21 protein-coding genes are annotated in these 25844 nt (G+C 51.6%); 11 read left to right on the top strand and 10 right to left on the bottom strand.

The window, feature by feature from the left end:
• Window positions 1-35 precede the first annotated feature (35 nt).
• A complete protein-coding gene (locus ACO0LC_RS03245) occupies window positions 36-1202 on the bottom strand; it encodes an ABC transporter substrate-binding protein (protein ID WP_423000584.1) in 1167 nt (388 codons plus the stop codon).
• Window positions 1203-1278: 76 nt separating this feature from the next.
• The gene (locus ACO0LC_RS03240) at window positions 1279-2265 is read right to left on the bottom strand and encodes a fumarylacetoacetate hydrolase family protein (protein WP_423000581.1); all 987 of its coding nucleotides are present in this window, start codon (window positions 2263-2265) and stop codon (window positions 1279-1281) included.
• Between the two features lie 198 nt (window positions 2266-2463).
• Here ACO0LC_RS03240 and ACO0LC_RS03235 point away from each other — a divergent pair, with 198 nt between their 5' ends.
• The gene (locus ACO0LC_RS03235) at window positions 2464-4197 is read left to right on the top strand and encodes a methyl-accepting chemotaxis protein (RefSeq protein WP_423000579.1); all 1734 of its coding nucleotides are present in this window, start codon (window positions 2464-2466) and stop codon (window positions 4195-4197) included.
• A gap of 255 nt (window positions 4198-4452) precedes the next feature.
• Here ACO0LC_RS03235 and ACO0LC_RS03230 read toward each other — a convergent pair whose 3' ends face one another.
• Window positions 4453-5550, bottom strand: coding sequence for a hypothetical protein (locus ACO0LC_RS03230; RefSeq protein ID WP_423000577.1), 1098 nt, complete (start codon window positions 5548-5550; stop codon window positions 4453-4455).
• A 388-nt stretch (window positions 5551-5938) separates the two neighbouring features.
• On the opposite strand from ACO0LC_RS03230, the gene ACO0LC_RS03225 reads away from it, so the two are divergent.
• Both ACO0LC_RS03225 and ACO0LC_RS03220 read left to right on the top strand, forming a co-directional pair.
• A complete protein-coding gene (locus ACO0LC_RS03225) occupies window positions 5939-7780 on the top strand; it encodes a DUF885 domain-containing protein (RefSeq protein WP_423000575.1) in 1842 nt (613 codons plus the stop codon).
• A 213-nt stretch (window positions 7781-7993) separates the two neighbouring features.
• Window positions 7994-8878 (top strand): HDOD domain-containing protein, encoded by an 885-nt coding sequence (locus tag ACO0LC_RS03220; RefSeq protein ID WP_423000573.1) that lies wholly within the window; start codon window positions 7994-7996, stop codon window positions 8876-8878.
• 69 nt (window positions 8879-8947) lie between these two features.
• On the opposite strand, the gene ACO0LC_RS03215 is transcribed toward ACO0LC_RS03220, so the two are convergent.
• The 7 genes from ACO0LC_RS03215 to prpB all read right to left on the bottom strand — a co-directional run bounded on the left by ACO0LC_RS03215 (window position 8948) and on the right by prpB (window position 18455).
• Entirely contained in the window at window positions 8948-10837 is a 1890-nt protein-coding gene (locus tag ACO0LC_RS03215) for a propionate--CoA ligase (RefSeq protein WP_423000571.1), read from the bottom strand.
• A gap of 52 nt (window positions 10838-10889) precedes the next feature.
• A complete protein-coding gene (locus tag ACO0LC_RS03210; RefSeq protein ID WP_423000569.1) occupies window positions 10890-11603 on the bottom strand; it encodes a hypothetical protein in 714 nt (237 codons plus the stop codon).
• A gap of 147 nt (window positions 11604-11750) precedes the next feature.
• Window positions 11751-12941 carry a 2-methylaconitate cis-trans isomerase PrpF gene (prpF, locus tag ACO0LC_RS03205; protein WP_423000567.1) on the bottom strand — a complete coding sequence of 397 codons (1191 nt, stop codon included), beginning with the start codon at window positions 12939-12941 and terminating at the stop codon, window positions 11751-11753.
• Between the two features lie 79 nt (window positions 12942-13020).
• Window positions 13021-15615 (bottom strand): Fe/S-dependent 2-methylisocitrate dehydratase AcnD, encoded by a 2595-nt coding sequence (gene acnD / locus ACO0LC_RS03200; protein ID WP_423000565.1) that lies wholly within the window; start codon window positions 15613-15615, stop codon window positions 13021-13023.
• 65 nt (window positions 15616-15680) lie between these two features.
• Window positions 15681-16154 (bottom strand): GNAT family N-acetyltransferase, encoded by a 474-nt coding sequence (locus tag ACO0LC_RS03195; protein WP_423000563.1) that lies wholly within the window; start codon window positions 16152-16154, stop codon window positions 15681-15683.
• A gap of 32 nt (window positions 16155-16186) precedes the next feature.
• Window positions 16187-17335, bottom strand: a complete 1149-nt coding sequence (prpC, locus tag ACO0LC_RS03190; protein WP_423000561.1) for a bifunctional 2-methylcitrate synthase/citrate synthase — start codon at window positions 17333-17335, stop codon at window positions 16187-16189.
• A 229-nt stretch (window positions 17336-17564) separates the two neighbouring features.
• The gene (gene prpB, locus ACO0LC_RS03185; protein ID WP_423000559.1) at window positions 17565-18455 is read right to left on the bottom strand and encodes a methylisocitrate lyase; all 891 of its coding nucleotides are present in this window, start codon (window positions 18453-18455) and stop codon (window positions 17565-17567) included.
• 208 nt (window positions 18456-18663) lie between these two features.
• Here prpB and prpR point away from each other — a divergent pair, with 208 nt between their 5' ends.
• The 8 genes from prpR to phnE all read left to right on the top strand — a co-directional run bounded on the left by prpR (window position 18664) and on the right by phnE (window position 25823).
• Window positions 18664-20259, top strand: a complete 1596-nt coding sequence (prpR, locus tag ACO0LC_RS03180; RefSeq protein WP_423000557.1) for a propionate catabolism operon regulatory protein PrpR — start codon at window positions 18664-18666, stop codon at window positions 20257-20259.
• 116 nt (window positions 20260-20375) lie between these two features.
• The gene (locus tag ACO0LC_RS03175; RefSeq protein ID WP_423000555.1) at window positions 20376-20741 is read left to right on the top strand and encodes a response regulator transcription factor; all 366 of its coding nucleotides are present in this window, start codon (window positions 20376-20378) and stop codon (window positions 20739-20741) included.
• On the top strand, window positions 20738-21349 hold the full coding sequence (locus tag ACO0LC_RS03170; protein ID WP_423000553.1) for a chemotaxis protein CheC: 612 nt from the start codon (window positions 20738-20740) through the stop codon (window positions 21347-21349). Before ACO0LC_RS03175 ends, ACO0LC_RS03170 begins: the two co-directional genes overlap by 4 nt.
• Window positions 21349-22377, top strand: coding sequence for a diguanylate cyclase (locus tag ACO0LC_RS03165; protein WP_423000551.1), 1029 nt, complete (start codon window positions 21349-21351; stop codon window positions 22375-22377). The genes ACO0LC_RS03170 and ACO0LC_RS03165 overlap by 1 nt, the downstream gene beginning before the upstream one ends.
• A gap of 110 nt (window positions 22378-22487) precedes the next feature.
• Window positions 22488-23318 carry a putative selenate ABC transporter substrate-binding protein gene (locus ACO0LC_RS03160; protein ID WP_423001031.1) on the top strand — a complete coding sequence of 277 codons (831 nt, stop codon included), beginning with the start codon at window positions 22488-22490 and terminating at the stop codon, window positions 23316-23318.
• Window positions 23318-24178 carry a phosphonate ABC transporter ATP-binding protein gene (locus ACO0LC_RS03155; RefSeq protein WP_423000549.1) on the top strand — a complete coding sequence of 287 codons (861 nt, stop codon included), beginning with the start codon at window positions 23318-23320 and terminating at the stop codon, window positions 24176-24178. The genes ACO0LC_RS03160 and ACO0LC_RS03155 overlap by 1 nt, the downstream gene beginning before the upstream one ends.
• A 5-nt stretch (window positions 24179-24183) precedes the next feature.
• Entirely contained in the window at window positions 24184-25023 is an 840-nt protein-coding gene (locus ACO0LC_RS03150; protein WP_423000547.1) for a PhnE/PtxC family ABC transporter permease, read from the top strand.
• Window positions 25020-25823 (top strand): phosphonate ABC transporter, permease protein PhnE, encoded by an 804-nt coding sequence (gene phnE / locus ACO0LC_RS03145; RefSeq protein ID WP_423000545.1) that lies wholly within the window; start codon window positions 25020-25022, stop codon window positions 25821-25823. Before ACO0LC_RS03150 ends, phnE begins: the two co-directional genes overlap by 4 nt.
• The last annotated feature ends 21 nt before the right edge of the window (window positions 25824-25844 follow it).

Genomic DNA, 25844 nt, shown 5'->3' with positions numbered 1-25844 from the left:
ATTGAGCTTTTTACTTTATGTATTAAGCAGGTAAATTAAGCGCCATAGGCATACACAAACTTCCCACCCAGGATTTTACCCATGACGCGTGAGCGCTGATCCAGACCTACATGATCCGTCGCACTCATATTAATGACACCTTGTGGCACCACCAGGCCCCTGGTGTTTTCCAGTGCAGCACGCAAGGCCAGCCGGAAAGCCTTGCTGCCTGGCTGCGCAGTTTTCAAAGCCTCAGGAATAGCATTTGCCAGCAACATGTATGCTCCCCAGGCGTCACCGGCAAACTGGGTGGTGCTGCCTGCGCCATACGCAGCTTCATATTGACGCACAAAATCAACAGAGATTTTTTTGACGGGATGCTTGTCGGGCAGTTGCATGGCAACCACGGCTGGCCCGGTAGGGAATAAAGTGCCTTCTACATCCTTGCCACCGAGCTTCAAAAACTCCAGACTGGCAATACCATGGGTCTGGTAAATCTGTGCCTTGAAACCTCGCTCTATCAAGGTTTTTTGTGGCAAGACTGCGGGCGTGCCAGAACCGGCGATGAGCACGGCATCTGGTTTGGCTGCCATCATTTTCAACACTTGCCCGGTGACGCTGGTATCGGTACGGGCAAAACGCTCATTCGCGACGATCCTGATATGGCGCAGTTCGGCCAGCTTGGAAAACTCACGCCACCAGCCTTCCCCATAGGCATCGGAAAAACCAATAAAGGCCACAGTCTTGACGCCATGGTCGGCCATATGCTGCGTCAATATGGTCGTCATATGGGTATCATTTTGCGGCATCTTGAAAACCCAGGCACGCTTGGCATCCATGGGTTCAACGATGCTGGCTGATGCCGCCAGGGTAATCATGGGCGTCTCGTTTTCAGCCACGGTTTCCAGCATCGCCAGCGCACTTGGCGTGGTATTCGGGCCAACGATGGCATCGACCTTTTCTTCAGTGATGAGCTTGCGCGCATTCTTGACTGCATTGCCGGGATCACTGGCATCATCAAGCAGGATGTACTCGATTTTTTTACCCGCAATTTCTTTGGGCCACAGCATGACAGTGTTCTTGGAAGAAGCCCCTATGGCTGCAGCTGGGCCGGTAGTCGACAGATTGATGCCGACCCTGATCTGTGCCTGCGCCTGCAGACTGCCCAGGCTCAGTGCTGCGAGCACAGCACTCCGAAAAGAATATGAAAAAATCAAAGACATGCAGCACTCCAGGACAGTTTATTGAAACAGCGGATTACCAGGGGTAGTTTCCAGAATACTGCACCATCCTGGAAATTTACACGTCTGGCTCGACCACGCTTTGATCGATGGCGCCAAAGATGGATTTGCCATTTTTATCCAGCATTTCTATCTTGATGCTGTCACCAAATTTCATAAATGGCGTCACTGGTTCGCCAACAGCGATCATTTCCAAAGCGCGTTTTTCAGCGATGCAGCTATAACCCTTGCTGGCATCCTTGTTCGACACCGTGCCAGAACCTATGATAGTGCCCGCCCTGGCATTCCTGGTCTTGCACAGGTGGGTAATCAATTGTGGGAAAGAAAATACCATGTCCACCCCGGCATTCGGTTGACCGACCAGCATGCCATTGACACTGGAACGCAGGGCCAGATGGACTTTGCCAGCCTTCCATGCTTCACCCAGCTCATCTGGCGTCACCGCAACAGGAGAGAAACTGGAAGCAGGCTTGGACTGGAAGAAACCAAATCCTTTCGCCAGTTCAGCCGGGATCAGGTTGCGCAAGGATACGTCGTTGACCAACATCAGCAAGCGTATATGGTCAGCTGCGTGTTGCACCTTGACGCCCATGGGCACATCGCCAGTCACTACGGCGATTTCGCTTTCAAAATCTATGCCCCATTCTTCAGAGCCCATGACAATATCATCACAGGGGCCGATGAAATCATCGCTGCCCCCCTGATACATCAGGGGGGCATGCCAGAAGCTCTCGGGCATCTCGGCATTCCTGGCCTTGCGCACCAGTTCCACATGATTGACATAGGATGAGCCATCTGCCCATTGAAATGCGCGCGGCAAAGGGGCCATGCAGTTTTTTGGTTCAAACTCAAAACTGTTGGCTGCCCGTCCGGCGTTCAGGCGGTTATACAATTCTTCGAGTTGAGGCTGGATAAAATTCCAGTCATCCATGGCGCGTTGTAAAGTCGGCGCAATGCCATCAGCAATCGCAGCAGTTTTTAAATCGCGTGAAACAACCAGTAATTGTCCATCCCTGGAGCCATCCTTCAGTGTTGCCAGCTTCATAATTCCCCTATTTTCATCAAGTATTCTTCGATTTTACATGAAGGAAAACATCAAACTGTCAGGAAACAGACAACTGGCGCGACTAATTATCAGTTTACTCTGCAAAGCCTCCCGATTTTAGGTATGCTGAAAACAAAAATAAGCCACAAATCGCCGTCGTCCGTTTTTCTAAAACTGATCTGTACAGGAATCCCAACCATGAACTTCAGTAACTTTAAAATCAGGGTTCGCCTTAGCTTTGGCTTCGGCCTGACGTTGCTGACCATGCTGCTGATGGTCGCTATCAGTGTGGTAAGGCTCAACGAGATTGCCGACCGCAATAAACAAATCCTGGAAAATGATGCGGTAGGTGTCACCAGTGCACTGGAGATTTCTGCTTTGATTCAGGAAAACGGCAGCCGCACACTGGAATTGTTTATTACTCCAGATCAAAATTCCCGCACTGGCCAATACGGCGCCATAGACGCCAATAAGAAGAAAATTAACGCCTTGCTAGAAACCCTGAAAAAATTGGCTCAGAGTGCAAAGGAAAAAGATGCGGTTGAAAAACTCGCTGCGTCTAACGCGGCATTTGTAGCAGCATTCAGCAAAACTGGCGATTTGATAGAGCTTGATCAAAAAGATGAAGCCATCGCCATGATGGGAAAATCCACCTTCCCAGCACTCAAACAGTCTCTGATCGACATAGAAAAACTCAGCACCCTGCAAAAAACGGACATGAATGCCAATGGTGAAGAAATCAAACGCATCATCATGTTTTCACGCAATCTGATGATCATCCTGGGCATAGTTGCCTTACTCATCAGCGCCGCCTTTGCCGCCTGGATTTCACGCTCAATTACCAATCCGCTGGATGAGGCCGTCAAGGTAGCGACCAAGGTTGCCAATGGCGATCTGACTGGCCGTATAGAAGTGCGCACTCGTGATGAAACCGGTCAACTCTTAAGTGCACTGGCGGATATGAATAATAGCCTGGTCATGACCATCACCCAGGTGCATAGCAGCACCGCAATGATCTCTACTGCCTCCAGTGAAATTGCCTCTGGTAACGCTGATTTGTCCAGCAGGACAGAGTCGCAAGCCAGCTCGCTGGAAGAAACTGCCTCCTCCATGGAAGAACTGACATCCACCGTCAAGCAAAATGCCGATAATGCGCGCCAGGCTAATCAACTGGCGATCTCTGCCACGCAAGTCGCTACCAAGGGTGGGCATATTGTTGGCCAGGTCGTCAATACCATGGGCTCCATCAAGGATAGCTCGGGCAAGATCGTCGACATCATTGGTGTGATCGATGGTATCGCCTTCCAGACAAATATCCTGGCATTGAATGCCGCTGTCGAAGCAGCCCGTGCCGGTGAGCAAGGCCGTGGCTTTGCCGTAGTCGCTGCCGAAGTCAGGAACCTGGCGCAACGCAGTGCCAGCGCCGCCAAAGAAATCAAGACCCTGATTGATGACTCAGTAGAAAAAGTCAACCTGGGTAACAAGCTTGTGGATGAGGCTGGCATGACCATGGATGAAATCGTCACCTCGATCAAGCATGTGGCAGATATCATGAGTGAAATCACTGCCGCCAGCCAGGAGCAGAGTGCGGGCATAGAACAAGTCAATCTCGCCATTACCCATATGGATGAAATGACGCAGCAAAATTCCGCCCTGGTAGAACAAGCGGCGGCAGCAGCTGAGAGTATGCAGGAACAAGCCGGTGCGCTGGCCCAGGCTGTCAGTGTTTTCAAACTTGATAACGTGGTAAAAACTCAGCCTGCTGCGGCTGTCAGTAAAGCCAGTCCCAAACCGCAAAAAACAGCAAGTAGCACTTTAAGAATAAGCAAAGCACCAGCCGCGGCGAGCAAACCGGCAGAGAAACCAGCCACCAGAAAATCCAGCATGGAAAAGCCATCTGCAGGTGGTAATGATGACTGGGAAGAATTCTAATAACCTGATTCGTCCTGAACGACAATGACAGGTGGGTGGCCGGATAATTGTGTAGGATGCGCCATACGCACCGTCCCCATAGGAAAAAATTTACCAGGAATGCGGGCCTTGTACACAGTTGCGCATGCATATGCAAAAATGGTGCGCGCAGCCCCTACAAGCTGCGGCCCCTGCAAAAACGCAATACTGGTAAAAGCCCAATAAAGACAACAACAGCTCTTTATAGGAGCTGTTTTTTTAATGCCTACACATAACTCAAACCGATAAATCAACTTGCTGTAAATTATGCGCCTTGCCATCTTCACTGAGCCAAATGCCTGAGGAGCGGATTTGTCCGTTTGACTGGTTTTGCGCATTGTTCAATGCAAAATCTGTACTTACATTCCCGAGATATAGCGCCCCTACATTTGCCTGCTTTAGAGTTTGCAATTGATCCTTGCCAGCACTATCTTTGGTCCATACTTTTAATTTTTGGTATATCGCGTCGTTTTCATCTATCCAGTGATTACCATCTTTGTCATAAGCCGCCAGCTCGGAAAAACCATTACCTGTGCCCGGCCCAAACAATTCGCTGCCGTCATTGATCTTGCCATCATTGTTTTTATCCAGCGCCAGGAAGCCTGCGCCTTTGACAAAAGAAATATCTTCTTTTTTACCATCTGCATTCAAATCAAAAGAAAATTTCTGCGATGTCAGTTGTGCAGAATTACCATCGAAATTGATGACCAGCGGATCTACTTTCTTGCCATCGCCGAGGCGTATACTGGCACTGCTTTCTTCATGATAGCTGCGGCTAAGCTGGAAGGAGAGATCAAAATCAATTTCCTTATTATCTGCAGTGACTATCTTGCCACTGGCCTGGAAGGAAGTCTGTTCTGTTTCGGTGTAGGATTGATGCGTATCCACTTCAACACCCCATCCTTGCGGCTTGGGCGCTGGAGCTGGTGTTCCAGCATCTGTCGTCGCGGGTGCGGCGCTGGCAGGTGTAGCAGTGCTGGCATCCGACTTGATGTCTGCGCTGTTAAACAAATTGATTTTTTTTCCTGTCATCAGTTCTATGATGTACTTGATCAAACGTATGCGTGGGTCGTTATCAGCCTCATCACTGGCACTCTGAACCGAATCGGCAGGAGCAGTTGTGTCTGCAACTGGCGCCGCCTGGGCTGCTCGTGCAGCATCGGAGATTTGTACATCGGCAGAAGAATTCCTTAAATTGGCAGGGGTGTTGGCATTCCTGCCCTCGAAATCAGGGCGTTTGTTACCTATCCAGGCACGCAGCTTTTCCTGCGTTTCCAGAGTCGCTGTTGCTGCATGTTGAGATGAGAGAGAGATATCCGAGGAAGCAATTTTCATGATGCGCTCCAGCCTTGACCTGCCAATAAAGAAAGTACCGGAACCCACACAGGCGCATTACGCTTTATGCATTTTATAAGCAATAGCAAACCCTCGCATCCCCAAAAAGAACGCGACCACGCATGACAGGCTTGCCCTGTCCTATATCAGTTCCATCCGCACGCATTTCAAAACGATGACCATTCAAATGGAATATGCGTGATCTACAAGGATAACGGTAGGAGAACAAAAAGCTTTATGCAAAAAGACAAAAATGGCAGGATTTATTTTTATCACTGGTGCCTGGCTTTCTGCGGAACCACGCAGGCTTGCGCAAAGTCATAGCAGGCATGACGCATGCACAGTGGTATGCTTGCATTTATTTTTTACTATTCTCCGGGAAATTTTCATGCGCAAATTACGTTTACTGCCAGGCATACTCTTTTCAGCAGGCATGATCGGCTCTGCCCTGAGTGCAACAAACGCCATGGCAGCAACCAAAATGCCACATCCTACGGTTCAAACTATCATACCGGCGGCAACACTGGAAGAAGGTAAACGTCTGAACAAGCTGGCCGACGAGTATTATGAAAAACAAACTGCTTTTGACCCTATAGGTGCCAGCTACAACGGGGATACTCGTTACGACGACAAACTGCCCACGAATATGTCAGCACCAGTCCAGGCAAGACAAGTCGCCATGTGGCGCGATATCTATAGCAAACTGGCGCATATCAAACGTGAGCAATTATCAGCCACTGATATGGTCAGTTATGATTGTCTGGACTATGAACTCAAGTCCAGTCTGGAAACCAGCAAATTCGGCTGGTATCTGCTCCCCATCAATCAAATGGATAGCCTGCCAGTGACCCTGGCCCATTTTGCCTCAGGCCAAAGTGCCCAGCCCTTGAAAACAGTGAAGCAATACCAGATCTTTTTACGTCGCCTGGCACAATTACCAAGCTGGCTGACGATAGCCAAGGGCAATATGCGTGAAGGCATGAAGCGGGGCATCGTCCTGCCAAAAGCATTAGTTGATTCTGCACTGCCGCAATATACGCAATTGGTGACAGATAAAGTGGAAGAGCATGCCTATTTTGCCCCCATCAAGAATTTCCCTGCCGATTTTAGTGATGCAGATAAACAACGTTTGAGTAAAGAATACAAACTGGTTCTGGCGACCAGGGTATTACCTGCCTTACGCCAATTTAATCAATTCCTGTCTCACGAATATCTGGCTGCCAGCCGCAGCAGCAGTGGCCTGGGTGCATTGCCAGGTGGCAATGACTGGTATCGCGCTCTGGTTCGTGACCAGACCACCACCAATCTGGATCCGGAAACCATACACGCCCTGGGCTTGAAAGAAGTCGCTCGCATACAAAGTGAATTTGTCGCCCTGGGTCCCAAACTGGGCTATACCGGCGACCCGGTAGGCTTGCCAGCCTGGATAGATACACAAAATCAGTATCGCCCCTACAAGACAGAAGCAGAGGTGCTGGATGGTTACAGGCAGATAGAGAAAATGGTGAAAGCCAAGTTACCTGAACTGTTTAACAAGATGCCAAAGGCAGCGCTGGACATCCGCGCCGAGCCGGAAATCAGTCGTGCGACGGCATCCGACCATTATACCCAGCCTGCCTTTGATGGCTCCCGCCCCGGGGTATTCTGGGCCGTCATCAACAACCCGGCAGACTACAGCACAGTAGGCATGAAAACCCTGTACTTGCATGAAGGCCAGCCTGGCCATCATTTCCATTTGGCAACATCGCAGGAATTGGATATCCCCAAGTTCCGCAAATTTGGCGGCAATAATGCCTATACCGAAGGCTGGGCTCTGTATGCCGAAACCCTGGGCAAGGACATGGGCCTGTTCGAGAACGACCCTGCCGCCTATCTTGGCCACCTGACCGATGAACTCTTGCGTGCCACCAGGCTGGTGGTAGATACCGGTTTGCATGCCAAGGGCTGGACACGTGAGCAAGCCATACAGTACCAGCAAACCACTTTGGGCTATAGCGAAGCCGCCTCGCGCCAGGCAACCGAGCGTTATATGGCTTGGCCTGGCCAGGCACTAGGTTACAAAATAGGCTCACTGAAAATCATGGAACTCAGGCAAAAAACCAGTGCGGCCCTGGGCTCTCGCTTTGATTTGCGTCAATTCCATGACGTCATACTCAGCGATGGCACCTTGCCTCTGGCATTATTGGAAGCCAAAGTGAATAAGTGGATAGACAGCCAAAAGACAAATTGAGCGAGTTTGGATTTATTTTCTATTGCTTGATTGACCTGCATCACTATCTGAAGCAGAATGAAATCATGTGAATTCATTCTGCAAACACAGACAATGAATAGAACCCAGCACAGAATTTATTAAGTAAAAAACAAGATAAGTCCTGAGCTGACCGACCGGGTGTCAATTGCACCCACCATATATGTTTGTTTAACGTGTGCAAAAGACATTGCGATGAATAAAATCGATGCGCTCAACAGCATAGCTGAACAAGCCAAACGGGGTGAACTGGTCTTCCCCACGAATGTTGCGGCTTCCCTCAAGATACAACAAACTCTGGATGATCCTGATTGCAGTATTGAAACTGCAAGCAAGCTAGTCCTGAATGAACCTTTCCTGGCGGCCCGCATGGTGGCCATTGCCAACTCTGCTGCTTACAACCGGGGCAATGATGTCACTAATGTCAAAGCAGCCATCAGCAGACTAGGCTTCCGAACCTTGCGTGCTGTCGTCGCTTCGCTGGTAGTCCGGCAACTGGCGGGTAGCAGCAAGAACAAGCAGCTGCAAGCCATGACGAACAAGCTATGGGAGCACACGGCTCAGGTGGCCGCTTTGTCCCGTGTGATTGCGCGCCGCATCACCAAACTTGATCCAGACACCGCGATGTTCGCAGGTATCGTGCATGAAGTGGGTAATTTCTACCTGTTGTCGCGGGTCGATGAATACCCCTCCTTGCTTGAGCGTGATGAACCTGCGCCAGATTCCAATCCTGATGACCTGCCTTCATTCCTGGACACCATCATAGATCGTGAATCGTCTGAATCACAAATCGGCTCAGCCGTCATCAAGAGCCTGATGTTGCCCCAGGCTGTAGTGGAAGCGGTAGAAGCCCTGTGGTTCGGCTTGCGTGCCATGCCACCAGAAACCCTGGGAGATATCCTGTTGCTGGCCAATGAGCTGGCAACGACACATTCACCCATGGACATCCATTCTTATGCGGAAGAGTCTGAGCAATATACTTCTGAAATTGACTTTGTCGTAGGCGATGGCACTCTCAATAGCATACTGGAAGAATCAGAAGAAGAAGTACAAACCCTGGCCGCAGCTCTGCAAATCTGAAGTTCTACCTGGCTTTAAAAAAACGGGAAGCATTTGCTTCCCGTTTTTTATTCAGAACCTGCCTGGCACTCAAGCCAACAATGCTGCCTGAATTTGCTGCAAGGAAGCTGGATCTTCTATCGTCGTCAAATCCCCTGCTTCGCGCCCCTCGCAAATCGCTTGTATCGAACGACGCAGCAACTTACCAGATCGGGTTTTCGGCAGCATGCTGACAAAATGCACCCGTGACGGCCTGGCAACAGCACCCAACTGCTTGTCAACCACACTCATGACCGCTGCCTCCAGCGCGCGTTTTTTTTCCGGCGTTTCCGCAAGTTCAGGGTTTTTAAGTATCGCAAAAGCAACTGCCACCTGCCCCTTGAGCTTATCCTCAACGCCCACCACCGCCACTTCAGAAATTTGCGGATGGCTGGAAATGCTTTCTTCTATCTCACGCGTACCTAGCCTATGTCCCGCAACATTGATGACATCATCGGTACGACCGAGGATGAAGTAATAGCCGTCAGCATCCCTGATGCCCCAGTCAAAGGTGGAATACAGTTGCTCATGAGAGAAATTGGACCAGTAAGTATTGACGAAGCGCTGGTCATCGCCATACACGGTTTGCATGCAACCGGGTGGCAGTGGTCCCTTGATGGCAACCACGCCTTTTTCATTAGCAGCACACTCTGCACCTGTGTTTTCATTGATGATGCGCACGTCGTAGCCATACATGGCAATGCCCGGGCTACCAAGGCGGGTGGCAGTCTGCTCCACACCACGTGCCACGGTCAGGATGGGCCAGCCAGTTTCGGTCTGCCAGTAATTATCGATGATGGAGACGCCCAGTTCACTGGCTATCCAGCTGGATGTGGTTTCATCGAGAGGCTCACCGGCCAGATACAGGGCTTTGAGTGAAGAAAGATCATATTTACGCATCAGCTCAGATGGATGCTTTTTCAAGACACGCACTGCGGTTGGTGCCGAGAACATGCGCGTGACCTTGTACTTCTCGACGATGCTCCACCAGATGCCCGCATCAGGGCGTATCGGTGTGCCTTCATACATGATGGTCGCCATGCCAGCGATCAGTGGGCCATAGACAATATACGAGTGGCCAACCACCCAGCCTATGTCTGAAGTCGCAAAATAGGTTTCCCCCGGCTTGCCACAGAAAATATGTTTCATCGATGAAGCCAGAGCCACCGCGTAACCGCCAACATCACGCTGCACGCCCTTGGGCTTGCCTGTCGTGCCTGAGGTGTACAAGACATAAGACATGGCATTGGATTCCAGCCAGGTCACATGTACCTGCGCATCCATATGCTGCGCTCTCGCTGCCGCATAATCTACGTCTCGCCCAGCCACCAGTTGCATGGCATCGAGACCTCGGTCTACCAGCAAGACATGTGCAGGCTTGTGCTCAGCCAGGGCGATGGCTTCATCCAGCAATGGTTTGTAGGGCACAGCCTTGCCACCACGCATACCGGCATCAGCCGACACTACCAGCACAGGCTTGGCATCATCAATGCGTGTGCCCAGGCTCTTGGAAGCAAAACCGCCAAACACTACAGAATGCACCGCACCTATGCGTGCGCAGGCCAGCATGGCAAAAGCTGCTTCAGCTATCATGGGCATATAGATCAATACCCTGTCACCTTGCCTGACACCCAGACTCAACATGATGGCAGCCATGCGTTGCACTTCTACGTGCAACTCGGCAAAACTATAGGTTTTTTCGGTATTGGTTTCGGTAGAAATTGCGATCAGCGCAGGCTGGTCTGCCTGGGTGGCGAGCCAGCGATCGACAGCGTTATGGCAGAGATTGGTTTCACCACCGACATACCATTTGGCAAATGGTGGATTGCTGTGATCAAGCACCTGTTCATAAGGCTTGTGCCAGTCTATCAGTTTGGCTTCCTGATCCCAGAAAGCCTCAGGTTCTTGTATGGATTTTTGATAAAAAGCTGCATAAGACATGGTATCTCCTTCATTTTATTATCACTAAAACCGCGTTCTGCACAATCAGGACTCAGGCAAAACCGCTCCTGCGCTGTAGTGCCAGGGGGCTGAATTCCACCCATGTAAACAAGTACATGATGGCCAGCTTGGTGACGGCACTGACCGTCGCCAAAAACAATAAAGGCCAGCCTGTTTGCAAGCCCATGGCAAAGGCAAACAAGATCGTCGTCACATCCATCGCCAAAATAAATTGACTCATTTTCAAAGAGACCGCGCCGGTCTTGCCTGACTTCCAGATCAGACTGATCTGATGCGCATATCCCTGGGCTAAAAACAGGGTGACCAGCAAGATCAGGCTTTGAGAAACCCTGCGACCTTCATCTATAAAAGTACCCCCAAAGATCAATCCCGACAAAGCGAGCAACATGATGGCAGCCGCCATCATGGAAGAAGCAAAAGCAAGCCTGGTCTTGCGGTCTCTATAAATTTCCCACAACAAAGCCAGTATCAGCATCGCTGCTATCATCCTTGGCCAGACGATGAAATGATTGAATGGCCGTATGGAGTAACCATAAACAAAGAATGCGCAATACGCCAGGAAGCTGACAGTGAACTGGTTCAGCGACAGCAAGTCAGTCGGCTTTTCGCTTTCACTCTCGTTCACGTCGCACACAGTCCGCGCCGCTGCCTTTCTATCCCAGACCATCTTTACTTGTGACCAGATACCATACAGGCTGATCAGTATAAAGATGGAATTCAAACTACCGGCGAAGGTGTACCACATGGCTATCCTTTATTTCACAGCCTTGCAAAAAATCCGGGCGCAAGCCTGCCCTGCTCTCAGGCGTTTCCATCTGAGAGTCGGATGTGTTTATCTTGAATGACTTTGCTTGCTACAGCCTTACCAGGCGAGCTGACAGCAACAAAAGATTCAGAAACTGCTGCCTGGTACGCGTACCCAGCCTTCCATCAGCACACGTGCGCTGCGACTCATGATGGCCTTGGTCACACTCCATTCGCCGTTGACTTGCGTAGCCTCAGCCCCTACCCGCAAAGTCCCGGATGGGTGGCCAAAACGCACCGCAGTGCGTGCACCACCACCAGCCGCTTGGTTCACAAGCGTGCCCGGGATAGCTGCCGCAGTACCGATGGCCACAGCTGCCGTACCCATCATCGCGTGGTGCAGCTTGCCCATCGACAGGGCGCGTACCAGCAAATCGATATCAGTCGCATTGACTTGCTTGCCGCTGGATGAAGTATAGGCTAGCGCCTTGGCAACGAAGGCCACCTTGGGAGTGTGCTGGCGTTGTGCCGCTTCGGAGATATCCTTGATGAGTCCCATGCGCAGTGCGCCATAGGCACGTATGGTTTCAAACCTGGCCAAGGCTTCGGCATCACCGTTGATGGCGTCCTGCAATTCCGTGCCTGTATACCCTATTGCTTCTGCATTGATGAAGATGGTCGGAATACCAGCATTGATCATGGTCGCTTTCAGCGTACCCACACCCGGCACTTCCAGGTCATCGACCAGATTACCAGTCGGGAACATGGAACCACCTGCGCCATCTTCATCAGCGGCAGGGTCCATGAATTCAAGCTGCACTTCTGCTGCTGCAAAGGTCACACCATCGAGTTCAAAATCACCCGTCTCCTGCACTGCCCCATCAGTCACAGGTACATGCGCAACGATGGTCTTGCTGATATTCGCCTGCCATACCCTTACGGTGGCGATGCCGTTGTGCGGTACGCGTTCAGCATCCACCAGGCCAGCACTGATGGCAAAAGCGCCTACTGCCGCAGACAGATTGCCGCAATTGCCGCTCCAGTCAACAAAGGCCTTATCTATAGCCACCTGGCCAAACAGGTAATCAACATCATGATCCGGCTTGCTGCTTTTTGACAGGATGACGGTTTTGCTAGTGCTGGAAGTCGCACCGCCCATGCCATCGATCTGCTTGCCATAAGGATCGGGGCTGCCGATTACACGCAACAACAAGGCATCACGTGCTGCACCCGGTTGCTGTGCTGCTTGCGGCAAATCCTGCAGGCGAAAAAACACGCCCTTGCTGGTGCCACCGCGCATATAAGTCGCCGGGATTTTGATCTGTGAAAGATGGGCCATAGTTTTGAACTCTTTAAAATTTGATTCAGAAGCAGCACTACTCCATCAAGAGTAGTGCTTGCAAACAGCATAAGTGAAATTACGCAGCCTTCGCAGATTCCAGGAAGTCTTGCGCAAAACGCTGCAAGACGCCACCGGCTTCATAAATCGAGACTTCTTCTGCAGTATCCAGGCGACACAGCACGGGCACTGCCACTGATTCACCATTCTTGCGATTGATGATCAGGGTCAGGGTTGCGCGTGGCATGCGCTCGCCTATGACGTCGAAGGTTTCTGTACCATCGATGTTCAGCGTCAGGCGGTTCACACCCGGCAAGAACTCCAGCGGCAAGACACCCATGCCGACCAGGTTGGTGCGATGTATACGCTCGAAACCTTCAGCAACTATCACTTCTACCCCAGCCAGGCGCACACCCTTGGCTGCCCAGTCACGCGAAGAACCCTGACCATAATCGGCACCGGCGATCACGATCAGCGGCTGCTTGCGTTCCATATAGGTTTCTATGGCTTCCCACATGCGAGTGATCTGTCCTTCTGGTTCTATGCGGGCCAGTGAACCTGCCTTGACTTTGCCATCAACCACGACCATTTCATTCTTCAAAGTCGGGTTGGCAAAGGTGGCACGTTGTGCTGTTAAATGATCGCCACGGTGGGTCGCATAAGAATTGAAATCTTCTTCCGGCAAACCCATCTTGGCCAGATACTCACCAGCGGCACTGTCGAGCATGATGGCATTCGATGGTGACAGATGGTCAGTCGTGATGTTGTCACCCAATACCGCCAGCGCACGCATGCCCTTCATATTGCGCGCGCCTGCCAGTGCGCCTTCCCAATACGGTGGGCGGCGGATATAGGTAGTCTGTGGACGCCAGTCATACAGGGGGCTGACTTTTTCACCATCATCTGCCTGCTTGGCAAACATGGGGATATACACTTTACGGAATTGCTCAGGCTTGACGCTGGCTGCAACCACGGCATCAATTTCTTCATCCGTCGGCCAGATATCTTTCAGCGTTACTGGCTTGCCCGCTGCATCCAGACCAAGCACGTCTTTCTCGATATCAAAACGGATAGTGCCAGCAATCGCATAAGCCACCACCAGCGGTGGCGATGCCAGGAAAGCCTGTTGCGCATATGGGTGGATACGGCCATCAAAATTGCGGTTACCTGACAACACAGCCGTCGCATACAAATCACGGTCTATGATTTCTTTCTGGATGACAGGATCAAGCGCGCCGGACATGCCATTGCAGGATGTGCATGCATAGGCGACCACGCCAAAGCCCAATTGTTCCAGCTCGGGCATCAAATTAGCCTCTTCCAGATACAGGGTCACAGCCTTGGAACCTGGCGCAAGTGAACTCTTGACCCAGGGCTTGCGAGTCAGCCCCAGCTTGTTGGCATTGCGTGCCAGCAAACCAGCAGCGACCATATTGCGCGGGTTATTGGTATTGGTGCAGCTGGTAATCGCAGCGATGATGACTGCGCCGTCAGGCATGAGGCCAGGCTCGTTTTCTACTGTACCGCTGATGCCGCGCGCTGCCAGTTCAGACGTTGGCACACGCTTGTGCGGGTTGGACGGCCCCGCGATATTGCGCACGACAGAAGACAGATCAAACTTCAGTACGCGTTCATATTCTGCATTTTTCAGGGTATCTGCCCACAGACCAGTTTCCTTGGCATAGGTTTCTACCAGCTTGACGAGTTCATCATCACGGCCTGTGAGTTTCAGGTATTTGATGGTTTGCTCGTCGATATAAAACATGGCGGCAGTGGAACCAAATTCTGGTGCCATGTTGGAAATGGTGGCGCGGTCACCCAGGGTCAGGTGAGATGCACCTTCGCCATAAAATTCCAGATAAGACGACACGACTTTTTGATTGCGCAAGAATTCTGTCAAGGCCAATACCGTGTCAGTTGCTGTAATACCTTCTTGCGGTTTACCTGTCAGTTCTACACCGATGATGTCTGGCAAACGCATCCAGGATGCACGTCCCAGCATGACGCTTTCTGCTTCCAGACCACCGACACCAATCGCGATGACGCCAAGCGCATCCACCATAGGTGTATGACTGTCGGTACCGACCAGGGTATCTGGATAAGCCACACCATCAGTCACTTGCACGACCGGCGACATGCGTTCCAGATTGATCTGGTGCAGGATGCCATTGCCAGGCGGGATCACATCGACATTCTTGAATGCCTTCTTGGTCCAGTTGATGAAGTCGAAACGATCTTCATTGCGCCTGTCTTCAATCGCACGGTTTTTGTCGAACGCATCGGGATCAAAACCACCGCATTCAACCGCCAGCGAATGATCGACCACCAGTTGGGTAGGTACGACAGGGTTGACCAGCGCCGGGTCACCACCTTGCAGGGCTATCGCATCGCGCAAACCAGCCAGATCGACCAGGGCCGTTTGGCCGAGGATGTCATGGCAAACTACGCGAGCCGGGAACCAGGGGAAATCCAGGTCGCGCTTGCGTTCTATGAACTGGCGCAGGGAATCGTTCAACGTAGCCGGGTCACAGCGACGCACCAGGTTTTCTGCCAATACACGTGAAGTGTAGGGCAGCTTGTCATAAGCCCCTGCCACGATGGCATCTACTGCTGCACGTGTATCAAAATAATCCAGAGTAGTGCCGGGTAGTGGCTTGCGGAATTGAGTATTCATGGCTCGCTATTTTTAAATATTAGTATTTGGTGTTCTGGGCAGTTCAAGTTAATTCATAGAACAACTCAGAGCTGCAATTTGAAGCCTTCATGTGATGCTGTGAAGCCCATGCTTCCATAGAACCTGTGCGCCTGTATGCGCTTTTTGTCGCTGGTCAGTTGCACCAACTGGCAACCGCGCTCACGTGCAAGGGCTATGGCCTGTTCTATGAACCAGTGGCCTATGCCCTGCCCGCGCAGATAGCCATCAACCCGCACGCTTTCTATCATGGCGCGGGTAGACCCTTTCCTGCTCAGGCCAGGGATGAAAGTGACTTGCTGCATGGCGATGATGCGGCCATCCAGTTCGGCCACCATCAGGAACTGATTGTCATCGGCTGTTATACGCTCAAAGGCCTTGGTATAACATGCGTCCTCCGAGCCCACGCCTTCACGGTTTTTGCCCAGGTCATCGTCAGCGATGAGTTCCAGCAGGCGCGGCAGATCTTGCCTCACAGCGCGTCTGGTGCTGAGTTTCGAGAAATCTGCCTGCACTTTCATATGCAACCTCTGCCTTGCTTATTTACGCTTATTTATTTACGCTTATTCAAGGGAACAAACTTCAGATCTTCAGGACCTACATAATTGGCGCTAGGACGAATGATCTTGTTATCGATACGCTGTTCTATGATGTGCGCCGCCCAGCCTGAGGTACGCGCAATCACGAACAAAGGCGTGAACATGGCAGTTGGCACACCCATCATGTGGTAAGACACAGCAGAGAACCAGTCCAGGTTGGGGAACATTTTCTTGATATCCCACATCACGGTTTCCAGACGTTCGGCAATATCAAACATCTTCATTGCGCCCGCTTCTTTGGACAGATTGCGTGCCACTTCCTTGATGACCTTGTTGCGTGGATCAGAGATGGTATAAACAGGGTGGCCGAAACCGATCACGACTTCCTTGTTTTCCACGCGTTTCTTGATATCTGCTTCTGCTTCATCAGGATTGTCGTAACGCTTCTGGATTTCAAACGCCACTTCATTCGCGCCACCATGTTTAGGGCCGCGCAGGGCACCGATAGCACCAGTGATGGCGGAATACATATCAGAACCCGTACCAGCGATTACACGGCCAGTAAAGGTCGAGGCATTGAATTCATGCTCTGCATACAGTATCAATGAAGTATGCATGGCTTTTTCCCACGATGCGCTTGGTTTTTCACCGTGCAGCAGGTGCAGGAAATGGCCGCCTATGGATTCATCATCAGTTTCTGTTTCTATACGCTTGCCGTTATGGCTGTAGTGATACCAGTACAGCAGCATGGAACCCAGTGAAGCCATCAAACGGTCAGCGATATCGCGCGCACCAGGGTGATTATGGTCATCTTTTTCTGGCAATACGCAACCCAGTGCAGACACACCGGTACGCATGACATCCATAGGATGGGAGGATGCCGGCAAGCACTCCAGTGCTGCCTTGACATTGGCTGGCAAGCCACGCAGGGCTTTCAATTTGGTTTTGTAGCCACGCAATTCTGCGACGGTAGGCAATTTACCGTGTACCAGCAAATGGGCAATTTCTTCAAACTCGCAGGCGTCAGCCACGTCCAGGATGTCATAACCGCGATAATGCAGATCATTACCGGTTTTGCCTACAGTACACAGGGCAGTATTGCCAGCGGTAACGCCAGACAGGGCGACGGATTTCTTAGGTTTGAAAGGAACTGCTTCAGTCATGATTATTTCTCCAGAGGTTCATATTCAAGGCTGTTCCTGCCCTCTCACTTGATGCAGCGCAAGGACGGGACAGCTTAGAACCTGTTTGCGATCTTACTGCGCCTGCGTGATCGGGACTCATGTGCTGCTCAAAATGCTCATGTACTAGAGTACATTCCGCTTTTTGCGCTGCTCTTCACCCCGCTGACGCACGCTCGCTACAGATCGCAAACAGGTTCTTACATCATTATTATTTGGCTTTTTGCTGCGCAAACAGAGCATCGAGCTTTTGCTCAAAGTCGTGGTAATTAATACGCTCATACAATTCCATGCGGGTTTGCATGGTGTCGACGACATTCTTTTGCGTGCCATCACGCCGTATCGCGCCATAGACGTTTTCTGCTGCCTTGTTCATGGCGCGGAAAGCGGACAATGGGTACAAGACCAGGCCCACATCCACTGCAGCCAGTTCTTCGACGGAGTATAAAGGAGTAGCGCCAAATTCAGTGATATTTGCCAGGATAGGTACTTTGACGGCATTGGCGAATTGCTTGTACATCGCCAGTTCAGTGATGGCTTCCGGGAAGATCATATCTGCACCCGCCTCTACGCAAGCCAGGGCACGGTCTATCGCCGCTTCCAGCCCCTCAACAGCCAGCGCATCAGTACGCGCCATGATGACGAAGTTGTCATCTGTACGCGCATCGACTGCAGCTTTCACGCGGTCCACCATTTCCTGCTTGCTGACGATTTCCTTGCCAGGACGATGGCCGCAACGCTTGGCACCAACCTGGTCTTCGATATGGATGGCTGCAGCGCCAAACTTGATCATGGACTTGACAGTACGTGCCACATTGAAGGCGGATGAACCAAAGCCGGTATCCACATCGACCAGCAAAGGCAGATCGCAAACGTCAGTAATGCGGCGTACATCAGTCAGGACATCGTCAAGATTGGAGATGCCCAGATCAGGCAAACCCAGGGAACCGGCAGCAACACCGCCGCCAGACAGGTAGATCGCCTTGAAACCGGCACGTTTTGCCAGCAAGGCATGGTTGGCATTGATTGCTCCGACGACTTGCAACGGGGATTCTTCCTGCATCGCCTTGCGGAAGGCGGCACCTGCGGAGTATGTACTCATGTGTATGCTTTCAGGTTAATGAACAGATTCTGGGATGCGTATTGCAATCAGCGTGCCAGCAGCCCTGCTCTGACTGCCGTTTCAGGCCGATATGCATATAAATCAAATACTTATTCGCCATGCACGCATATTAAATCCTGTGCAAGGCCGCAGATTTGTTTCATAATAACGTTTCACATTGAATTTCGAAACATCAATTGAAACATATATGAAACATCCACCTGCGCTGCGCGATACCCACGACAAACCTGTCATCTGGACAGTCTCCATCTCACGCCTGTTCGACATGTTCCGTGACATCATGGTTGAATATGATGTCAGTGCTGACATAGAGCCCATACACATGGGTTTTGAAGAAGCCGCCCAATACCTGAAAGAGCGCCTGCAAACCGAGAGATGCGATGCTGTCATCGCGGCGGGCTCGAATGGGGCCTACCTCAAGAATCGCCTGCCCGTCCCGGTCGTTATCGCCAAGGCCAGTGGCTTTGACGTCATGCAGGCCCTGGCCAGGGCACGTAAGGTTTCGCCCGCCATTGGTCTCATCAATTACCAGGAGACTATGCCAGAGCTGGCGGATTTCAAGACAACTTTCGGTTTCCCGCTGGAGCAACGCACCTATGTCACCGAAGAAGATGCGCGCGCTCAGATCAGTGAACTCAAGGCTGGCGGCATCAAGGTCATCGTCGGCGCGGGTCTGATTACTGACCTGGCTGAAGAAGCTGGCCTGACTGGCATTTTCATGTATTCCGCCACATCGATACGACAAGCCTTTGACGACGCACTGGAAATCGCTCGCCTGACCAGGCTGGAATCCAGCAGAGGTCGCCAGCATCCGGCAGCAGAATCATTACGTGCAAAACACAATTTGCATGATTTGCGAGGTGACTCTGCCATCATGCAGGCGACCCGCAAGTCCATCGCCTTGTTCGCCCGCTCCCCCGCCACAGTGCTCTTGCAGGGTGAAACTGGCACCGGCAAGGAATTAGCTGCCCAGGCATTGCACCGCGAAAGCACGCGGGCACGCCAACCCTTTGTTGCTGTCAATTGTGGTGCGATTGCCGAAAGTCTGCTGGAATCTGAATTGTTTGGTTATGAAGAAGGTGCTTTCACAGGTTCAAAACGTGGCGGTCATGCTGGTTTGTTTGAAATTGCCCACAGAGGGACGGTGTTTCTGGATGAAATTGGTGAAATGCCGCTCACACTGCAGACTCGCCTGCTGCGCGTGCTGGAAGAACGTGAAATCAACCGCGTGGGCAGCATGCGCCCGATACCGGTCGACGTGCGCATTATCAGCGCCACCCATTGCGACCTGGAAGTGAGGGTAAAAGAAGGAAAGTTTCGCGCAGATCTGTATTTTCGCCTCGCCGTATTGCGCCTGCACTTGCCAGCATTACGCGAACGTGCCGATGATTTACTGCCACTGACAGAATGGTGCCTGAAGCATGCCTTAGCTGCCATGGGTGTCAGGCCTCATGCCAACCTGCATGCAGAAATCGCCAGTTGCAGCAGGCTTTTGCAAGACTACGCCTGGCCAGGAAATGTAAGAGAATTACGCAATCTCATGGAACGCCTGGCCTTGTTTTTGGCTGCTGAACCGCTCCAGGCATTGACACCAGCCTTCGTGGCAAAAACATTGCCAGAATTAAATATCGCGCAAAATTCATCCATTAATTCAGATACACAGCCACCTTCAGAGTCACTGGAACTGGTCATGGAAAAGTTCAATCACAACCGCGAAGCAGCCGCCGACTACCTGGGTATCAGCAGAACAACCTTGTGGCGACGCCTCAAGCAAAAATCGTAATCATTTGAAACATTAATTGATCATCTGGAAGGCGAATTTTGTGTCGCACTAAGGTAAAATGAATTTACGCTACCACTCACCATTCTTGGGTGCATTTGTCTTACATAAAATACATTATGAAAAAAATACTCATTGTTGACGATAGTAAAGTTTCTCGCATGGTTATTCGTGCGCATGTCAAAGCAGTGCATCCTGACTGGGAATTTTTTGAAGCTGCCAGTGGAGAAGAGGCTATCAAGTCCGTCGTAGAGCACAAGCCCGACTTTTGCACCATGGACATCAACATGCCAGGTATGCTGGGGACTGACGCAGCAGAGCAGATTTTGCAAAATTATCCACAAATGCGTATCGCCATTTTTTCAGCGAATGTACAAGACACCATGCAAAACCGGGCGACATCCATAGGCACCATTTTTGTCGCCAAACCGGTGACTGAGAAGTCCATCACTATCGTTCTCAATTATTTCGCGAGCGGAAAATGAATTCCCTGACCGAACTTCATCTCGATGCATTAAGCGAGGTCTTCAATGTCGGCGCTGGCAGAGCTGCAGCCAGCCTCAGTGATATTGTGGGTGAAGAAGTTCGCCTGTCGGTGCCTTCTGTCGAAATCCGAAAATCCTCGGAGATTGATGTCTCATCCATGGGTTTGCAAAGTGAACGCTTTGGTGCTGTACACCAAACCTTTAGCGGCTCGTTTGAGGCTGAAGCTATCCTGCTATTCACTGAAGAGCATGCACTGGAAATCGTGCGTGACATGATGGGTTCACAAATCAGCCTGGAAGACCTGGCCGAATTTGAACAAGAAGCCATGTGCGAACTGGGCAATATCATCCTCAATGCCTGCCTGTCTGCGATGGCGGATATGCTGAACATCCCCTTGAATTGTTCCTTGCCGGATTACTCGGTGGCAACGACGGAAGAAATATTCCGCCGTGTTAGCGACGATCTTGAGCAACCCTATGTCTTGTTGCTGCATATAGACCTGGCGATAGAGAGAAGGCATTCAGAAGGACATTTGATTTTCCTGCTTAGCTCCACATCCCTAAAAGATTTGATTATCCAGCTTGAGCGCTTTCTGGGAGCAGTTTAATGGCGCAGTTGTTGTCCCCCTCACCATTCGCGATGGAACAAATATTCAATTCCATCAGCCTGGGCCTGATTGTGCTTGATGCACAACAGACTGTGCGCATGTGGAATGGCTGGGTGGAAAGACATACTGGTATTCCTGCAAATCTGGCCATAGGCAAGCATATTTCCGAAGCCTTTGAAGAATTGCCAAGTCGCGCCATCTTGAACGCCATCACCAATACGCTTAATTACGGCTTGCCTGTCGTCTTGTCTAACGCTCTGCATCGCTCGCCTTTGCCTTTGTTTCAGCGCAATGAGCACGAACATGACAACGAAAAGAATCGTATAGATCAATCCATCACCATCACGCCTATCTTTGCAGAATATGGTGAACGTCACTGCCTGATACAGATCAGTGATTCAACCACATCGATCAAACGCGAAAAAATCCTGCGCACGCATTCTGAAGCGCTCAAGCGCGAAGCCACGACCGACAGCCTGACTGGCATTTACAATCGCCGCTTCTTTGATGAGCATTACAAAATGGCGTTGGGCCATGCAGTGCGACATAACGTCCCCTTGTCAGTTTTCATGGTCGATATAGACTACTTCAAAGAATACAATGACAGCTATGGACATGTGGCTGGCGACAAGGCACTGATACAAGTCGCTGCTGCCCTGCGCAAGCAATTGCTGAGGGCAACCGATGTACTGGCTCGTTTTGGTGGCGAGGAATTTATCCTCATGCTGCCCAATATGGCGCCCGATTCAGCCATGCTATTTGCAGAAAAATTACGGACAGCTGTCTGGGACTTGAATATACCGCATATCAATTCCCGTATCAGCCAGCGCATCAGCGTCAGCATAGGCTTTAGCAATTTCTATAAACATCCTGATGTCGATGCCAATTCGCTGCTGAAATGTGCCGATGCTGCCCTGTACGAAGCCAAGAAAGCTGGCCGGAATCAAAGCCAGTATTTGCCTCTGCAACACTTCAATGTACAAAGCATGGCACCTGCTGGTACTTTACATAAAACTGCCAGTAATTAGATCCAGGTCGCCCATATTAACCTTGCAGCCCCTGTTTTAATTAAGTTAGCCTTCTAGGAAAAAACATGTCTAATCCTGCCACTCGCTTTGCTGTGTGCCGTCGTTACATCATGATTGCTGCCAGCTTGCTGGCATTCACCGGCCTGGCTCAGGCACAACAGGTATTACGCGTATCTGCCATACCTGACGAAGCACCGACAGAATTACAACGCAAGTTCAAACCCCTGGGTGCCATGTTGGAAAAAAAGCTGGGCATGAAAGTAGAATTTATACCTGTCACTGACTATGCCGCATCGGTGGAAGGACTTATCAATAAAAAACTGGACATGGTCTGGTTTGGCGGCTTTACTTTCGTACAGGCCAAAGTGCGCAGCAAAGACCAGGTCATACCGCTGGTGCAGCGTGAAGAAGATGAAAAATTTAAATCAGTGTTCATCACCACCGATAAAAACATTACTAAACTCGAAGACCTGAAAGGCAAGACATTTACCTTTGGGTCGGAATCATCTACTTCCGGCCATCTGATGCCACGCTCTTATTTGCTGGCAGCCAAGATCAACCCTGACACGGACATGAAACGCATCGCCTTTTCTGGCGCGCATGATGCGACCGTGGCTGCTGTATCTGGCGGCAAGGTAGATGCAGGTGCCCTGAATATTTCAGTCTGGGAAAAACTGCTAACACAAGGCAAGGTCGATACCAAACTGGTACACGTCTTTTACACCACGCCAGGCTATTTTGACTATAACTGGTCAGTACGTACCGACATGCCAGCCGATATGCGCAAGAAAATCACAGATGCCTTCATGAGCCTCGATCCAGCCAATCCGCAAGACAAGGAAATCCTGGATCTGCAACGTGCGACACGCTTCATCCCTACCAAGGCCGACAACTACAAGGCCATAGAAGCGGCAGCGCACAATGCCGGTCTGCTGAAGTAATGTCAGTAGCACCGCTGCTTTTGCAGCAAGTGAGTGTGGTATTTCCCGGTGCAGCACACACTGCTTCGGTGGCAGGGCAAGGGCAAGGGCAACAGCAGTACATACTTGAAAACCTTAACCTGACCGTAGCACAGGGTGAACAAATTGCCATCATAGGGCCGTCAGGCGCAGGCAAAACCACGCTGCTGCATACCCTGGCTGCAGCCCATCAACCGGCCAGCGGCCAATTCCAGTTCATGGACCGGGATGTCTGGGCCTTGTCACACAGGGCACGCCATGCTCTGCGCCGTCATCTGTTTCTGGCACCACAAACCCCACCGTTGCCAGCGCGCCAGCGCGTAGTGACCGCAGTACTGGCGGGCCGCCTGCCACATTGGACACTGGCACAGGCACTGCACAATCTGATCAAGCCCACAGACCCACTGGCTGCCTGGCATGCCTTACAGCGTTTTGATCTGCAACACAAGCTCTATGCCAGGGTCGATAAACTGTCTGGCGGTGAACGCCAGCGCTGCGGACTGGCACGTCTTCTATTGTCTGATGCCAGCCTGCTGCTGGTGGATGAACCCCTGTCTGCGCTAGACCCTACGTTGGCACTACAAACTTTGAACACCCTGCAGCAGGAAGCAAAGCAACGCAATGCGACGCTGATCTGCAGCCTGCATCAGGTAGAACTGGCACGCCAGCACTTCCCGCGCATCATAGGCTTGCGCGCCGGTAAAATCCTGTTCGACAGTGACAAGGTCGATGACCAGATGATCGCCGACCTGTACCGGAATACGGGTAGTCCCGGGCAACAGTCTTTGGATATGGCAGCGCCAGATCAGGCTGATTTTTCTGACGCACCACGCTGTTTTTAAGCACGATGACACAGCAGGCGAGCCATCCAGAGATACAACATGATCCCGCATGGCGCATGCGGGCGACGGTCACCTTTTGCATGCTGGTGCTGCTCTGGCCCATGCTGATCATCACTGAGTTCAAGCCCTGGCAACTGATCGATGCGCAAAGCCTGGGTGCGACCTGGCGTTTCTTGTCCAGCTTCTTTCCACCAGCGCATTCAACAGATTTTTTACTCATCGTACTGGAAGCGACCTGGCAAACCATCGCCATTGCCACGGCGGGCCTGACGCTGGCACTGCTGGGTGCAATCCCCATGACCCTGATCGTCAATGAACATTTATCGATTTCACGTATAGGCAGCGGGCGCATGCATGGCATGGCAAGGCTGTTGCGCCAGATCGTGCGCTGGAAGCTGGTCTTGCTGCGCAGCGTGCCCGAGCTGGTCTGGGCCTTGTTGTTCGTGCGCCTGGTCGGGCTGGGGCCAACTGCTGGTGTATTTGCCATCGCCCTCACCTATGCAGGCATGCTTGGCAAGGTTTATGCTGAAATACTGGAAGCCAGTGATACCCACGCCACCGACAGCCTGCTGAGGAATGGCAGCAGCCGTCTGACGGCATTTCTTTACGGAGCATTGCCCAATGCCGCGCCAGAACTGATTTCCTACACCATCTATCGCTGGGAATGCGCGATACGCGGTTCTGTCGTCATGGGCTTTGTCGGCGCCGGTGGGCTAGGTCAGCGTATGGATGAATCGATGAAAATGTTGTCTGGCGCTGAAGTGTCAACCATGCTGATCGTCTTCGTGCTGCTGGTTGGCATTGCTGATCTGGCCAGTAAATTATTCCGCAAGGCACTGGCATGAGTACGCAAGATAACAACATGCCAGTCGCACCGGCACTATTCAGCCCGCTCAAACTGGCATTAAGCGCAGGCATCATGCTGCTGATCGTGGCCAGTTTTGTCAGTCTGAATATGGAATGGCGCGCCCTCTTCAGCGACGATGCCGCAGGCAAAACCTGGGAATTCCTGCAAGGATTTGCACCGCCCGATACCAGCCCTGCCCTGCTGACAAAAACCGCCCTGGCTTCTTTTGAAACCCTGGCCATGTCGGCACTGGGTACCTTGATTGCCTCCATCCTGGGTCTGTTGCTGGCCCTGCCAGCCAGCGGCCGCTTTGGCGAAATTGCAAAAAGCAGCACGCGCTTATTTTTAAATGTAGCGCGTGCCATACCCGAACTGGTGTGGGCTTCCATCATGCTGATTGCCGCTGGCCTGGGGCCATTTGCCGGCACCATCGCGCTGGCCGCCCATACCACAGGTGTACTTGGCCGCCTGTTTGCAGAAGTACTGGAAAACGCCGCGCCGCCGGCAGAATCCACATTGCGCCTGAATGGTGCCTCTGCCATCAATGCCTTCCTGTACACCACCCTGCCCCAAAGCCTGCCGCAAATGCTGTCCTACACCCTGTACCGCTGGGAAAACAATATCCGTGCCGCCGCCATCTTGGGTGTAGTCGGTGCTGGTGGCCTGGGACAGATGTTGAAGTACCATCTGTCACTATTCCAAATGCAGACTGCGGCCACAGTCATCATCGCCATGCTGATACTGGTTGCCATGGTAGATGCATTGAGCTTCGCGGTGCGGCGCTGGTTGATGCACTAACACTACCCATTAACACCGCCC

Origin of the sequence: Undibacterium sp. JH2W (genome assembly GCF_049340425.1) — a bacterium.
Classification (GTDB): domain Bacteria; phylum Pseudomonadota; class Gammaproteobacteria; order Burkholderiales; family Burkholderiaceae_D; genus Undibacterium.
This window is presented reverse-complemented; position numbering and strand designations above follow the sequence as displayed.

What these genes read in the sequence shown, in the direction of transcription:
- ACO0LC_RS03230 (WP_423000577.1), bottom strand. Translation starts at nt 5,550, where the DNA reads ATGAAAATTGCTTCCTCGGATATCTCTCTCTCATCTCAACATGCAGCA.
- acnD (WP_423000565.1), bottom strand. Translation starts at nt 15,615, where the DNA reads ATGAATACTCAATTCCGCAAGCCACTACCCGGCACTACTCTGGATTAT.
- prpR (WP_423000557.1), top strand. Translation starts at nt 18,664, where the DNA reads ATGAAACATCCACCTGCGCTGCGCGATACCCACGACAAACCTGTCATC.
- prpF (WP_423000567.1), bottom strand. Translation starts at nt 12,941, where the DNA reads ATGGCCCATCTTTCACAGATCAAAATCCCGGCGACTTATATGCGCGGT.
- ACO0LC_RS03240 (WP_423000581.1), bottom strand. Translation starts at nt 2,265, where the DNA reads ATGAAGCTGGCAACACTGAAGGATGGCTCCAGGGATGGACAATTACTG.
- ACO0LC_RS03195 (WP_423000563.1), bottom strand. Translation starts at nt 16,154, where the DNA reads ATGAAAGTGCAGGCAGATTTCTCGAAACTCAGCACCAGACGCGCTGTG.
- ACO0LC_RS03165 (WP_423000551.1), top strand. Translation starts at nt 21,349, where the DNA reads ATGGCGCAGTTGTTGTCCCCCTCACCATTCGCGATGGAACAAATATTC.
- ACO0LC_RS03150 (WP_423000547.1), top strand. Translation starts at nt 24,184, where the DNA reads ATGACACAGCAGGCGAGCCATCCAGAGATACAACATGATCCCGCATGG.
- ACO0LC_RS03215 (WP_423000571.1), bottom strand. Translation starts at nt 10,837, where the DNA reads ATGTCTTATGCAGCTTTTTATCAAAAATCCATACAAGAACCTGAGGCT.
- ACO0LC_RS03160 (WP_423001031.1), top strand. Translation starts at nt 22,488, where the DNA reads ATGATTGCTGCCAGCTTGCTGGCATTCACCGGCCTGGCTCAGGCACAA.
- ACO0LC_RS03210 (WP_423000569.1), bottom strand. Translation starts at nt 11,603, where the DNA reads ATGTGGTACACCTTCGCCGGTAGTTTGAATTCCATCTTTATACTGATC.
- prpC (WP_423000561.1), bottom strand. Translation starts at nt 17,335, where the DNA reads ATGACTGAAGCAGTTCCTTTCAAACCTAAGAAATCCGTCGCCCTGTCT.
- ACO0LC_RS03225 (WP_423000575.1), top strand. Translation starts at nt 5,939, where the DNA reads ATGCGCAAATTACGTTTACTGCCAGGCATACTCTTTTCAGCAGGCATG.
- ACO0LC_RS03245 (WP_423000584.1), bottom strand. Translation starts at nt 1,202, where the DNA reads ATGTCTTTGATTTTTTCATATTCTTTTCGGAGTGCTGTGCTCGCAGCA.
- prpB (WP_423000559.1), bottom strand. Translation starts at nt 18,455, where the DNA reads ATGAGTACATACTCCGCAGGTGCCGCCTTCCGCAAGGCGATGCAGGAA.
- ACO0LC_RS03155 (WP_423000549.1), top strand. Translation starts at nt 23,318, where the DNA reads ATGTCAGTAGCACCGCTGCTTTTGCAGCAAGTGAGTGTGGTATTTCCC.
- phnE (WP_423000545.1), top strand. Translation starts at nt 25,020, where the DNA reads ATGAGTACGCAAGATAACAACATGCCAGTCGCACCGGCACTATTCAGC.
- ACO0LC_RS03175 (WP_423000555.1), top strand. Translation starts at nt 20,376, where the DNA reads ATGAAAAAAATACTCATTGTTGACGATAGTAAAGTTTCTCGCATGGTT.
- ACO0LC_RS03235 (WP_423000579.1), top strand. Translation starts at nt 2,464, where the DNA reads ATGAACTTCAGTAACTTTAAAATCAGGGTTCGCCTTAGCTTTGGCTTC.
- ACO0LC_RS03170 (WP_423000553.1), top strand. Translation starts at nt 20,738, where the DNA reads ATGAATTCCCTGACCGAACTTCATCTCGATGCATTAAGCGAGGTCTTC.
- ACO0LC_RS03220 (WP_423000573.1), top strand. Translation starts at nt 7,994, where the DNA reads ATGAATAAAATCGATGCGCTCAACAGCATAGCTGAACAAGCCAAACGG.